The organism is Rhodocyclus purpureus (genome assembly GCF_016653115.1).
Lineage (GTDB): Bacteria > Pseudomonadota > Gammaproteobacteria > Burkholderiales > Rhodocyclaceae > Rhodocyclus > Rhodocyclus purpureus.
Genome location: NZ_NHRX01000019.1, coordinates 58,913 through 71,686, shown reverse-complemented (window position 1 = coordinate 71,686; position 12,774 = coordinate 58,913). Strand labels below are relative to the sequence as shown.

The following is a 12,774-nucleotide window of genomic DNA, read 5'->3' as shown; positions in this document are numbered from 1 at the left end:
GCCGGTGAGGGGCGCCGGAAGACGCCGGGGTTGCGGGAGACGTGATGAACTTGCTGTCCGGGCGCCGGCGGGCACACTGGACGGGGGAGGTGAGCGGCGGGGCAGATCTGTCCCGCCCCGGCGGCGTCGCGACCTGATTCAGGCGCCGCCGAGTGCGTAGCGGACGAGCATGTTCTTGAGTTGCGGCGAGCGCTGGGTGAAGCCGAGCCCGGCGCTGCGCAGCTGCGGCAGCCCGGGCAGGCGCGACTTGAACAGCCGGTGCAGCGCGTCGGTGGCGTTGGTGAACAGGAGCGTTTCCTCGCGTCGCGCGCGCTGGTAGCGACGCAGCAGGCGCTCGTCGCCGATGTCCTGCCAGGCAGGCGTCGCGGCGAGCAGTCCGGCGAGCGCCGCGGCATCCTGATAACCCAGGTTGATGCCGTGTCCGGAGAGCGGGTGAATGCCGTGCGCGGCGTCGCCGATCAGCGCGACGCGCGGCGCAATCGTCGTCGGCACGCGCAACAGGCCGAGCGGGAAGCCCGCCGCCGGCGTCAGCGTGCGCAGGCGGCCGAGGGCGTTGTCGCCGGCCTGCCGCACGCGCTCGGCGAGTTCCTCGGCGGGCAGCGCGAGCAGGGTTTCGGCGTGGGCGCTGTCGGTCGACCAGACGATCGAGAAGCGGTTGCCGGGCAGCGGCAGCCAGGCGAGGATGCCGTCGTCGCGGAACCACTGGCGCGCGGTGCTGCGGTGAGGACGCTCGCAGGCGTAGTTGGCGACGACGCCGAGCTCGTCGTAGGAGACGCTGCTGGCGGCAAGTCCGGCCGCCTGGCGCAGCCAGGACTCGCGACCGTCGGCGCCGACCACGAGGCGCGCGCTGATCTCGCGACCGTCGGCCAGCGTCAGCCGTGCATCGGCCTGGCCGGTTGGGTCGAGTGCGAGCGCGGCCGGTGCTGCCGGGCGGAACAGGCGGACGTTGCTCTGCCGCTTGACGTTCTCCCACAGTTCGTCGGCCATCAGCGACGATTCGAGGATCCAGCACAGTTCGCGGCAACCGCTGTCTTCGGCGGCAAAGTCGAGGCGCGCGTCCTCGTCGCCGAAGACCTGCATCTCGCGCACCGCTTCCATGCGCGTCGCGTCGAGGTGCTTCCAAGCGCCGATGCGCTCGAGGAAGCGGGCGTTGGCCGGGCTCAGCGCATAGACGCGCGCGTCCCAGTCCTCGTTCTCGCCGGGCGTCGGCGAAGAAGCGATGGAGGGACGGAAACGGCGGGGGGCCTCGGGACGGCCTTCGATCAGCGCGATCTGCAGCCGCGTGTCGCGCAGCGCGCAGGCCAGCGCCAGACCGGCGAGGCCGCCGCCGACGATGAGTACGTCGAATTGCATGCGAATAGCTCCGGCAAGCGGCGATTGTGCCTCGCCGAGCGCCGATTTTACAAGCACGGCGGCGTGTGCTCTCATCGCGGCCATGCCCGCTGCCAACGCCGTCTCCCGTTCCGTCCCCGTTCTCGCCGACGCCGCTGCCGGCCTCCGAGCGGAGGACGATGCCTGCGTTTCGTGGGAGCGGCGTCAGCCGCGAACTGCGTCTGCCGCGCTGCGACGCTACTTCCCGGTGATCGTCTGCGCCGAGCACGATTCGCCGCTCGATGCGCTGGTGGCGATGAAGCTGCCGCGCGACGAGGCGCAGGACCTCGTCGTCGCCAGCTGGCTGCGTGTGCAAGGCGAGGCGATCGTCGCCCGCATCGACGGCGGCCGCCACGTCGCCACGCTGCCGCTGGCCGACGGTCGCTGGGCGGCCGGCAATGCCTATCCCGAGCCGGCCTGCCCGACCCTCGCCGACGCCGAGCGCAGGCTCGCCCGCCTGCTGCGCGGGGGGCGCCGCGGGTGCATCGCCTGGGTCGAGGCGCATCCGCTCTGAAGCGCCGCCATTGCAGAAAAACGGGAAATAGGCGCCGGGTTTTGGAATAATCGCGTCCCATCGGCGTCGGGACAAGCCTCCCGGTTCGCCGTATTGCCGGCAAGTCATTGATCTGCAGCGACTCGATGCGATATTGCCGGCTGCACGCCCAGCCAGTTTCACTCTAAGGATTTTGCCGCATGGCCAAAGCCAGCAGTGCCAACACTCCGAACAACAACTACAGTGCCAGCGACATCGATGTCCTGCGCGGACTCGAACCGGTCAAGCTCAGGCCCGGGATGTACACGCGCACCGACTCCTGCGCGCACATCCTCCAGGAAGTGATCGACAACGCCGCCGACGAGGCGCTCGCCGGCTTCGCGCGCAACATCACGGTGACGCTCTTCCTCGACAACTCCGTTGCCGTCGAGGACGACGGCCGCGGCATCCCGGTCGATATCCACCCGGTCGAGAAGGTGCCGGCGGTACAGCTCGTCTTCTGCGAGCTGCACGCCGGCGGCAAGTTCCACAAGCAGGACGCGGGCTCCGCCTACAAGTTCTCCGGCGGCCTGCACGGGGTCGGCGTCTCGGTGACCAACGCCTTGTCGACCCGGCTCGAGGTCGACATCCGCCGCGGCGGCAAGGCCTACCGCCTCGCCTTTGCCAACGGCGGCGAGATCGCCGAGCCGCTGACGACCCAGCGCAAGACCGCCGAGGGCGTCAGCGCCGCGTCGGGGACGCGCGTGCGCGTCTGGCCGGACATGAAGTACTTCGAGTCGCAGCGCATCCCGCAGGACGAGATCGAGCGCATGCTGCGCGCCAAGTCGGTGCTGCTGCCGGGAGTCAGGACGCTGCTGCGCGTCGAGCAGAAGGACGGTGGCTTCGCCGAGCGCGAGTGGCATTACGCCAACGGCCTGCCCGACTACCTCGCCGAGATGGTCGGCGAGGGCGAGCGGGTCGGCGAGATGTTCGCCGGCGAGGGCTGGGCCACGGCGGCCGACGAGTCTTCCTTCGCCGAGGGCGAGGGCGCAGCCTGGGCGCTGTGCTGGACCGAGGACTCCGGAACCTCGGGCGAGTCGTACGTGAACCTGATTCCGACCTTCAGTGGCGGCACGCACGAGTCCGGGCTGCGCACGGCGCTGTTCGAGGCGGTGAAGCGCTTCGCCGAGAGCCACGGGCTGATGAGCAAGGGGGTGAAGCTGTCGGCCGAGGACACCTGGCGCAACGTGCGCTTCGTCCTCTCGGCGCGCTTGCTCGACCCGCAGTTCCGCGGCCAGGTCAAGGAGCGGCTCGATTCGCGCGAGGCGCACAAGCTGATCGTCGAGATGGTCAAGCCGCGGCTCGAATCGTGGCTGATCGCCAACATCGAATCGGCACGCGCGATCGCCGACCTCGCGCTCAACCACGCACGCGCGCGGCTGCGCGAGGGGCAGAAGGTCGAGCGCAAGCGTTCTTCAGGCGTGAGCCAGTTGCCCGGCAAGCTCACCGAGTGCGCGAGCGCCGACCCGGCCGAGTGCGAGCTGTTCCTGGTCGAGGGCGACTCGGCCGGCGGCAGCGCCAAGCAGGCGCGCAACAAGGACAACCAGGCGATCCTGCCCCTGAAGGGCAAGATCGAGAACACCTGGGAGGTCGGCGGCGACACGGTGCTGTCGAATGCCGAAGTGCACGACATCGCGGTGGCGATCGGCATCGACCCGCATGCGTTCGATCCGGCTGCCGACGTCGGCAAGGTGCTCGCCAACCTGCGCTACCACACGATCGCGATCATGGCCGACGCGGACGACGACGGCCTGCACATCACGACGCTCCTCTTGACCCTCTTCTTCCGCCACTTCCCCCAGGTGATCGCGGCCGGTCACCTTTACATCGCGCAGGCGCCGCTCTACCGCGTCGATGCCGCAGCGGCCGGCAAGTCGCGGCCGGCGCGCAAGCTGTACGCGATGGACGGCAACGAGCTGCAGGCTGTGCTGGACCGGCTGGGCAAGGAAGGCTACCGCGACATCCGCACCTCGCGCTTCAAGGGCTTGGGCGAGATGTCGCGCGAGGAACTGTGGGAGACGACGATGTCGCCGGACACGCGCCGCCTGCTGCGTGTCGAGCTGCCCGCTGACGACGACGGCCTGGGCGAGACGCAGGCGCTGTTCGGCCACCTGATGGCGCGCAAGGAAGCCGCCTGGCGGCGCGACTGGATGTCGCGCGCCGGCTACCAGATCGAGGAATGACCATGAGCACCCTTCCCGAAGAACAACAACGCGAGGGCGTTCCCATCGGCAGCTTTGCCGAACGCGCCTACCTCGCCTACGCGATCATGGCGGTCAAGGACCGCGCCATCCCGATGGTGCACGACGGCCAGAAGCCGGTGCAGAAGCGCATCCTCTACAGCATGTGGGAGGCCGGGCAAAAGTCCGACGCGAAGCCGGTGAAGTCGGCGCGCGTCGTCGGCGACGTGCTCGGCAAGCTGCACCCGCACGGCGACACCGCGGTTTACGACGCGATGGTGCGCTTGGCGCAGGACTTCACCGTGCGTTACCCGCTGATGGACGGGCAGGGCAACTTCGGTTCGCTCGACGGTGACACGGCGGCGGCGATGCGCTATACGGAAATCCGCCTGGCGCCGATCGCCGAACTGCTGCTTGCCGAAGTGGGGCTCGGTACCGTCGATTTCCAGGACAACTACGACGGCTCGTTCCAGGAGCCGAAGGTGCTGCCGGCCAGGCTGCCGTTCACGCTCCTGAACGGCGCCTCGGGCATCGCCGTCGGCATGGCCTGCGACCTGCCGCCGCACAACTTGCGCGAAGTCGCCGCCGCCTGCGTCGCGCAGATCCGCAACCCGGATCTCACCACCGACGAGCTGATGCAGCACCTGCCCGGACCGGATTTCCCGGGGGGCGGCAAGCTGATCTCGCCGGCGGCCGACATCCGCTCCGCCTACGAGAGCGGGCAGGGCTCGCTGCGCGTGCGCGCGCGCTACGAGGTCGAGGAACTCGCGCGCAACCAGTGGCAGGTGGTGATCACCGAATTCCCGCCCGGCTGTTCGGCGAAGAAGGTGCTCGAGGAACTCGACGCGCTCGCCGATCCGAAGCTGAAGGACCCGAAGAAGGACAAGCTGAAGCCACAGCAGGTCGCCGCCAGGCAGCGCGTCCTCTCTCTGATCGACAACGCGCGCGACGAGTCGGACAAATCGACCGCGGTGCGCCTCGTCATCGAGCCGAAGACCTCGAAGGTGAACCGCGACGAGCTGATGGCCTTCCTCTTCTCGGCGACCAGCCTCGAATCCTCGGTCAAGGTTAATCTCACCGTTGTCGGCCTCGACGGCAATCCCTGCCGCAAGTCGGTGAAGATGCTGATCGCCGAGTGGGCCGACTTCCGCTTCACGACCGTCACCCGCCGCTGCCGGCACCGCCTCGATGAGGTCGATCGTCGCCTGCACATCCTCGAAGGGCGCAAGATCGCGCTCTTGCACATCGACGAGGTGATCCGCATCATCCGCGAGAGCGACGAGCCGAAGTCGGCGCTGATGAACGCCTTCGGCCTCTCCGAAGTGCAGGCGCAGGACATCCTCGAGATCCGCCTGCGCCAGCTCGCGCGCCTCGAATGGATCAAGCTGGAAAAGGAAGTCGCCGAACTCACGAAGGAGAAGGCCAAGCTCGAAAAGCTGCTCGGCTCGGACAAGGCGATGCGCGAGGCGATTGTCAAGGAGATCGAGGCCGACGCCGCACGTTTCGGCGACGACCGGCGCACCTTGATCGAGGAGGAGGCGGTCGCTTCGTCCTCGCTGCCGGTGGCTGCGGTCGCCGACGAGCCGGTGACGGTGATCCTGTCGAAGAACGGCTGGCTGCGCGCGGCCAAGGGGCACGGACTCGACCTCGCGCAACTCGCATTCAAGCCCGGCGACGCACTGCTCGCCGCGGTCGAGACGCGCAGCGTGTTGCCGGTCGTGCTGCTCGACAGCGCCGGTCGCGCCTACTCGTTCATGGCGTCCGAGGCGCCGACCGGTCGCGGTGACGGCGTTCCGATCACCACGCTGATCGAGATCCAGAACGGTGCGCGGCTGCTCCATCTGCTCTCGGCCGATCCCGAGAGCAGGTACCTGTTCGCCGGACAGGGCGGCTACGGCTTCGTCAGCGCGCTGAAGAACCTGGTCGCGCGCCCGCGTTCGGGGAAGACCTTCCTGACCCTCGAAGAAGGCGAGGCGCCCTTGCCGCCGCTGGCCTTGCCGGCCGACACGCGCGGGCTGTGGATCGGCGGCAGCACCAGCGCCGGCCGCTTCGCGGTCTTCCCCTTCGTCGAATTGCGCGAGCTCGACAAGGGCAAGGGCGTCAAGCTGGTCGGCCTCGACCCCGGCGCGCAGCTCGCCTGTCTGCTGCCGGTGGTCGGCGACAAGCTCGTCCTCCAGCTCGACATCCGCGGCCGCGTCATGCCGCTGACGCTGGCCGGCGACGAACTCGAACAGCACCGCGTGCACCGCGGCGCCAAGGGCAGCCACCTGCCGAAGAACGGCATCGTCGTCGGCGTCGGACCGGTCAAGCGTTGACGATCATGGCGAGGCGCGCAGCGCCGTGACCATCCAGTTCGTTCGCGGCCTCGCCAGTTCGGGCGATCCGATGACAGTCCTACGTACTGGATCGCCACGCCCTGCGGGCTCGCGATGACGGTTACGCTCTTGGCCCCTCTCCATGTACTCCCGACACTGCCGTCATTGCGAGGCGCGCAGCGCCGTGGCCATCCAGTTGACGGGCTGCCGATCGTGGCGGCTTCGCCAGATCAGCCCGGCCGCTGCTTCACGAAATTGTTCCGACCTTGGCTTGGGAACGGAATACTATTTCTTGTCCTCGAGGGCGACGTTGGCCGTTCCCTCGGCGCCGAGATGGATGGCGAGGATGCGCACCGGCTCACTGCCGAAGTTCATTCCCCGGTGCGGGAGCGCCATCGCCTCGACCATCGCCTCGCCCTTGCGGAAGACCTTGCGTCCCGCCGCGCCGTAATCGACGGTGACCTCGCCGTCGAGGATGTAGGCGACCAGTGGCGCCGGATGACGGTGCAGCAGGCTGTCGGCACCCGGGGCGATGGTGACGATGTTCGCGGTGATGCGCGCCGGGCCGCTGGTCGGATAGCGGATCGGCTCGCCGATCGCAGTCGTCGTCGTCGACAAGAGCTCGACGGTCGGATACGCCTGCTCGGCCGGGGCCGTGCCCGGCAATACCAGCGCCAGGCACAGCGCCGGCAGGAAACGCAGCTTCATTGCACACCTCGCAAGTAAGATCGACAGGAACGACCAGTGTATCGCGCCAGACTTTTTCCTGCTGACTCGCTCTTCGCCGGAGGCGGCCTGGCCGTGCGCGAGGCCGGGAACGATCCGGCGCGCCGCTGTCGAAGGCAGGCACGCTGAAGCTTCTTGAGGAGGAATTTGATGAGCAATCAACGCGAGACCGCCACCCTCGGCGGCGGTTGTTTCTGGTGTCTCGACGCGGTCTTCCGCCAGTTACGCGGCGTCGAGTCGGTCGTTTCGGGCTACAGCGGCGGGCCACAGCCGAACCCGAGCTACGAGGCGGTGTGTACCGGTCGCACCGGCCACGCCGAGGTGGTGCGCGTCGTCTTCGACCCGGCCGTGCTCTCCTACCGCGAGCTCCTGCAGGTATTCTTCGCGATTCACGACCCGACCACCCTGAACCGCCAGGGCGCCGACGTCGGCACCCAGTACCGCTCGGTGATCTTCCATCATTCGCCCGAGCAGCAGGCCGCCGCCGAGGAAACCATCGCCACGATCGCCGGCGAGTACGACGCGCCGATCGTCACCGAGCTCGAAGCAGCGCCGGCCTTCTTCCCGGCCGAGGATTACCACCAGGACTACTACGCGCTGCACCCGCGCCAGGGCTACTGCCAGGCCGTGATCGCGCCGAAGATCGCCAAGTTCCGCCGCTACTTCGCCGAGCGCATCGCCTGAGGCAGGCGCGCTCGCCGGCTGCATCGTTTATCATGCGGATCTTTCTTACGCATCGTTGAAAGGTGTCGCGTCCATGCAGCCTCCGGCAATCCTCCGCCCCGAAGACCTCATCCGCTACCCGCGCGGGCTTTACGCGATCGACGCCGGCTACGTCCGGCCCTTGCTCGCTTCGATCCACCTGATCGTCGATGCGGGGCGCGTCGCGCTGGTCGATACCGGCGTGAACGAATCGCTGCCGCGCGTCGAGGCGGCGCTCGCCCTGCTCGGACTCGACAACGCCAGCGTCGATTACGTGATCCTCACGCACATCCACCTCGACCACGCCGGCGGTGCCGGCAGCTTCATGCGCGCCTTCCCGAAGGCGCGCCTGGTCGTGCATCCGCGCGGCGCGCGGCACATGGCTGACCCGTCGAAGCTGGTCGCCGGTGCGGCGGCGGTCTATGGCGTCGACGAGGTGCGCCGGCTCTACGGCGAGGTGCTGCCGATCGACCCATCACGAATCATCGAGGCCGCCGACGGCCAGCGCCTGTCGCTCGGCGGGCGCGAACTCGTCTGCTTCGACGCGCCGGGACACGCGCGCCACCACCTCGTCCTGTTCGACCCGGTCGGTCGTGCGGCCTTCACCGGTGACGCCTTCGGCCTCTCCTACCGCGAGCTCGACGTCGGCGACCGTCAGTTCGTCTTCCCGACGACGACTCCCGTGCAGTTCGAGCCCGAAGCGATGCGCGCGACCGTCGACCGCATCGCGGCGCTGCCGATCGACGCGGTCTATCTCACGCACTACAGCCAGTTGCGCGACGTTCCCGCCCAGGCCGCGCAGCTGCACCGCTTGCTCGACGCGCATCTGGCGATCGCGCAGCGCGCCAGGGACGAGGAGGCCGCCGCCGCGCGCAACGACGACGCCGCCTCGGCCTTCGACCGCGTCGCGCACATCCGCGCCGGGCTGACCGAACTGCTGCTCGCCGAGTGCGCCGCGTTCGGCTGCACCCTGCCGGCGGAGGAGATCGTCGACATCTTCGCCACCGACCTCGAACTCAACGCGCAGGGTCTCGACGTCTGGCTGGGGGCGACCGCAGGTTAAAAGTCGGGCGGGGAGGGTATGAATCATGCTCTCCCCAAGTACGGGCCCGACGCTCCTCCCACGAGAAGCCGATGGCGCGAGCGTCTTCGTGGGAGCGGCGTCAGCCGCGAACTGCCGGAATTGGCGCCCTCGCGGTCATCTCGCCGACGGGGTCGCGGCTGGCGCCTCTCTTACGCGAGGTGCGCCAGCGCCTGCGCTGCGGCGAACATACCGAAGCTCGCCGTGACGCAGACGCTCGAACCGTAGCCCGAGCAACTCAAGTCGCCGCTCACCGGGACGCAGGCGTCGCCGTTCTGCGGCCGGCGCATCGGTTCACTCGAATACACCGCGCCGACGCGGAATTTCTTGCCCGGCTCGCGCGTGAAGCCGTAGTCGCGCCTGAGCGTCGCGCGCAGCTTGGCGAGCAGCGGGTCCTGCTCGGTGTGCGCGAGGTCGGCGACCGTGATCCGCGTCGGGTCGGTCTTGCCGCCGGCGCCGCCAACCGTCACCAGCTTGCCGCCGCGCCGCGTCCACCAGTCGATCAGTGCCGCCTTCGGTCGCACCTGGTCGATCGCGTCGACGATGAAGTCGTAATCCTGTCCGGAACCGACGTCGAGCAGCGTCGCGACGTTGTCGGCGGTGATGAAGTCCTCGATCTCGGTGACGCGGCAGTCGGGGTTGATGGCGCGGATGCGCTCGGCCATCGCGCTCGTCTTGGCGCGGCCGAAGTTGTCGCCGAGCGCATGGATCTGCCGGTTCACGTTTGACTCGGCGACCATGTCGAGGTCGACCAGCGTGATCGCGCCGATCGCCGAGCGCGCCAGCGCCTCGGCGACCCACGAGCCGACGCCGCCGATGCCGATGACGCAGACGTGCGCGGAGGCGAAGCGCTCGCGCGCCGTCGTGCCGTAGAGCCTGCCGACGCCGCCGAAGCGGCGGGCGATGTCCGCGTCGCTCATGCTGCGCCCAGCCTGTGCGGGCGGGGGGCGAGCGGCGCCGCTGCTGGACGTGACTCGGAAATGGCCGCAGGCGGGCGCGTGGCCGTCTTGCTGCTGCCGGAGATGTACTGGCTGAAGGGCATTCTCGATTCACCGAAAGTTCTACCTGCGCGCGCTGCCTGCTGCGCCGCTGGTCGCGAGGAACCCATGAGTCTAACGTGAAACTGCGAAGGTATTAAGCAGCTGCCCCGAAGCAGCAACACGTCATCGCGAGCCCGAAGAGCGTGGCGATCCAGTGCGTAGGTCTGGCATGTGGGCGGCTGCCAAGAGTGAAGAGACAGGAGAACGAACTGGATTGCCACGGCGCTGCGCGCCGCGCAATGACGGCAGTGCCGGGAATGCATGGCGAGGGGCTGAAAGCGTACCCGTCATCGCGAGCCCGCAGGGCGTGGCGATCCAGTGCGTCGGACTGTTATCGGATCGCCCGAGCTGGCGAGGCGGCGAAAGAACGAACTGGATTGCCACGGCGCTGCGCGCCTCGCAATGACGGTAGTGCCGGGAATGCATGGCGAGGGGCTGAAAGCGTACCCGTCATCGCGAGCCCGCAGGGCGTGGCGATCCAGTGCGTAGGACTGTTATCGGATCGCCCGAGCCGGCGAGGTTGCGAAAGAACGAACTGGATTGCCACGGCGCTGCGCGCCGCGCAATGACGGCTGTGGAAGTGCGCGTTGCGCGTGGGAGCGGCGTCAGCCGCGAAGGGGCACGTTTAGCAGCATCGGGAGCGGAAGCAGCCTCCCGCGCTCGCGGAAAGCGTTGGCTGTGTCGGTCGCAGACTGCGCGCGTGCTGGTCGCGCCCGTCGCGCTGGTCTACACTTCGCCCTTTTCCAGCAAGGGGTCAGAACATGTCCGTCACCACCACCGCCAGCGGTCTGCAGATCGAGGAAATCAAAGTCGGCGAGGGCGCCACCGCCGCTGCCGGCCAGATGGTCAGCGTGCATTACACCGGCTGGCTCACCAGCGGCGCCAAGTTCGACTCCAGCCTCGACCGCAAGCAGGCTTTCCGCTTCCAGCTCGGCGCCCGCCAGGTCATCGCCGGCTGGGACGAGGGCGTCGCCGGCATGCGTGTCGGCGGCGTACGCAAGCTGACCATCCCCTCGCATCTCGGCTACGGCCCGCGTGGCGCCGGCGGCGTCATCCCGCCGAACGCGACGCTGGTGTTCGAAGTCGAACTGCTCGACGTCCGCTGACCGCAGCGCGATGAGCACGCGCAAGACACTGACGCTGCCGGTCAAGGCGGCCAGCGAAGAAAATACGCGTGGCCGTCGTCCGCTACGCGTCGCCAACGCACCGCGCAAGCGGCAGCCGGGTGCCGCGGTGCTTCCTGCTGTCACTCCCGCTGCGCCGCGCCGCGAAGGTGCCGCCGGCAAGCCGGCCGGGGCAGGCAAACCCGCCGGGCAATGGCGCGGCCAGCCCGCCGCACCGGGTGCTGCCGCAGGCTTGCCGCCGCGCGACGGCAAGGCCAGGGGTGAACGGTCTGACAAGCCACGCGGCGACAAGGGCCGCAGTGATACGCGCAGCGATCAGCCGCGCGGTGCGAAGCCTTGGTCTGAAAAGCCTCAGGCTGAAAGAAGTTGGGCCGGCAAGCCGCGCCCGGAAAAGGCCGGCCAGCCACGCACTGACAAAGCGCGCGAAGACGGCGCGCGCGCGGATCGGCCGTGGGAAGACCGGCCGCGTGAAGACCGGGCTAGAGATGAGCGATCGCGCGAGGAACGCCGCGTCGGCTTCGCCAAGCCGCAGGCTGGAAGCGGCTTCGCGCGCAAGGCGGAGGCGGGCGCTCCCGGCGAGCGCAAGCGGCCTGCCGGCGACGCTCGCTCGGGCGGCTTCGGCCAGGAGCGGCCTGCCCGTGGCGAGCGTCCCGAGCGCCAGGAACGCCCCGAATTCGCCGCGCGCAAGGCGGCACCCGGCGCGCCGAAGGGAAGCGCGCAAGCGGCGCCGCGTACCGGCAAGCCACAGGTCGCGCACGCGCAGCCTTCGCGTCCCGAATCCATGGGCAGGGCCGATGCCAGGCCGGCTGCCGGCATCCGCATCTCGAAGCTCCTCTCCGAACTCGGCCTCTGTTCGCGGCGCGAGGCGGATTCGTACATCGAACGCGGCTGGGTCTTCGTCGACGGCAAGCGCGTCACCGAACTCGGTGCGCGCGCCGCGCCAACCTCGAAGATCACGCTCGCTCCCGAAGCGCAGGTGCAGCAGACGCAGCGCGCCACCATCCTGCTGCACAAGCCGGTCGGCTACGTTTCCGGGCAGCCGGAGCCGGGCTGCATCCCGGCGGTCAAGCTGATCCTGCCCGAAAACCAGTACGTTCCGGAGGGGACGCCGGCGCGTCCGTTCCGCCCCGGGATCCTGCCGGGGCTGGCGCCTGCCGGTCGCCTCGACATCGATTCGACCGGGCTGCTGGTTCTCACGCAGGACGGCCGCATCGCCCGCGCGCTGATCGGCGATCACTCGACGGTGGACAAGGAGTACCTCGTCCGTGTCGAGGGCGTGGTCACCGAGGAAGGCTTGAAGCTGCTCAACCACGGCCTGAGCCTCGACGGTCGCGAACTGCGTCCGGCCAAGGTCGAGCGCCTGAACGAGGATCAGCTGCGCTTCGTGCTGCGCGAGGGGCGCAAGCGGCAGATCCGGCGCATGTGCGAGCTGGTCGGCCTCAAGGTCGTCGGCCTCAAGCGCGTGCGCATCGGCGGCGTCCGTCTCGGGCTGCTGCCGCTCGGGCAGTGGCGCTACCTCGGCGACGACGAGTCCTTCTGAGCGTCGGCAAGTCCCGCGGCTGCGCTCGATGAGACGCCGCGGGCCACGTAGTAAGGTGAAACTGCGAAGCGACGAGGCCCGCTGCCCGGAGCAGCAGCCCGTCATCGCGAGCCCACAGGGCGTGGCGATCCAGTGCTCGGGGCTGATATCGGGTTGCCCCTGG

10 protein-coding genes are annotated in these 12,774 nt (G+C 69.0%); 7 read left to right on the top strand and 3 right to left on the bottom strand.

The genetic code is table 11. The features are described from left to right. Window positions 1-138: 138 nt before the first annotated feature. Window positions 139-1,353 carry a UbiH/UbiF family hydroxylase gene (locus tag CCR84_RS04300; RefSeq protein ID WP_201209992.1) on the bottom strand — a complete coding sequence of 405 codons (1,215 nt, stop codon included), beginning with the start codon at window positions 1,351-1,353 and terminating at the stop codon, window positions 139-141. An 82-nt stretch (window positions 1,354-1,435) separates the two neighbouring features. Between CCR84_RS04300 and CCR84_RS04295 the strand changes: the two genes are divergently transcribed. The 3 genes from CCR84_RS04295 (at window position 1,436) to parC (ending at window position 6,398) form a co-directional block, all read left to right on the top strand. Continuing rightward, on the top strand, window positions 1,436-1,885 hold the full coding sequence (locus CCR84_RS04295; RefSeq protein ID WP_242508532.1) for a hypothetical protein: 450 nt from the start codon (window positions 1,436-1,438) through the stop codon (window positions 1,883-1,885). 179 nt (window positions 1,886-2,064) lie between these two features. Beyond that, entirely contained in the window at window positions 2,065-4,086 is a 2,022-nt protein-coding gene (locus tag CCR84_RS04290; RefSeq protein ID WP_201209990.1) for a DNA topoisomerase IV subunit B, read from the top strand. A gap of 2 nt (window positions 4,087-4,088) precedes the next feature. Beyond that, window positions 4,089-6,398: a DNA topoisomerase IV subunit A gene (parC, locus tag CCR84_RS04285; protein WP_242508531.1), complete on the top strand. Its 2,310-nt coding sequence runs from the start codon at window positions 4,089-4,091 to the stop codon at window positions 6,396-6,398. Between the two features lie 285 nt (window positions 6,399-6,683). Here parC and CCR84_RS04280 read toward each other — a convergent pair whose 3' ends face one another. Continuing rightward, window positions 6,684-7,106, bottom strand: coding sequence for a cupin domain-containing protein (locus tag CCR84_RS04280; RefSeq protein ID WP_201209986.1), 423 nt, complete (start codon window positions 7,104-7,106; stop codon window positions 6,684-6,686). A 168-nt stretch (window positions 7,107-7,274) separates the two neighbouring features. Here CCR84_RS04280 and msrA point away from each other — a divergent pair, with 168 nt between their 5' ends. Both msrA and CCR84_RS04270 read left to right on the top strand, forming a co-directional pair. Continuing rightward, window positions 7,275-7,808 carry a peptide-methionine (S)-S-oxide reductase MsrA gene (gene msrA / locus CCR84_RS04275; RefSeq protein ID WP_201209978.1) on the top strand — a complete coding sequence of 178 codons (534 nt, stop codon included), beginning with the start codon at window positions 7,275-7,277 and terminating at the stop codon, window positions 7,806-7,808. 73 nt (window positions 7,809-7,881) lie between these two features. After that, entirely contained in the window at window positions 7,882-8,889 is a 1,008-nt protein-coding gene (locus CCR84_RS04270) for an MBL fold metallo-hydrolase (RefSeq protein WP_201209977.1), read from the top strand. Between the two features lie 170 nt (window positions 8,890-9,059). Here the strand turns inward: CCR84_RS04270 and CCR84_RS04265 are convergent, their stop codons facing one another. Beyond that, a complete protein-coding gene (locus CCR84_RS04265; RefSeq protein WP_201209976.1) occupies window positions 9,060-9,827 on the bottom strand; it encodes a tRNA threonylcarbamoyladenosine dehydratase in 768 nt (255 codons plus the stop codon). Window positions 9,828-10,708: 881 nt separating this feature from the next. Between CCR84_RS04265 and CCR84_RS04260 the strand changes: the two genes are divergently transcribed. Both CCR84_RS04260 and CCR84_RS16395 read left to right on the top strand, forming a co-directional pair. Next, window positions 10,709-11,053, top strand: coding sequence for an FKBP-type peptidyl-prolyl cis-trans isomerase (locus tag CCR84_RS04260; RefSeq protein WP_201209975.1), 345 nt, complete (start codon window positions 10,709-10,711; stop codon window positions 11,051-11,053). Window positions 11,054-11,063: 10 nt separating this feature from the next. Further along, window positions 11,064-12,611 carry a pseudouridine synthase gene (locus tag CCR84_RS16395; protein WP_242508530.1) on the top strand — a complete coding sequence of 516 codons (1,548 nt, stop codon included), beginning with the start codon at window positions 11,064-11,066 and terminating at the stop codon, window positions 12,609-12,611. The last annotated feature ends 163 nt before the right edge of the window (window positions 12,612-12,774 follow it).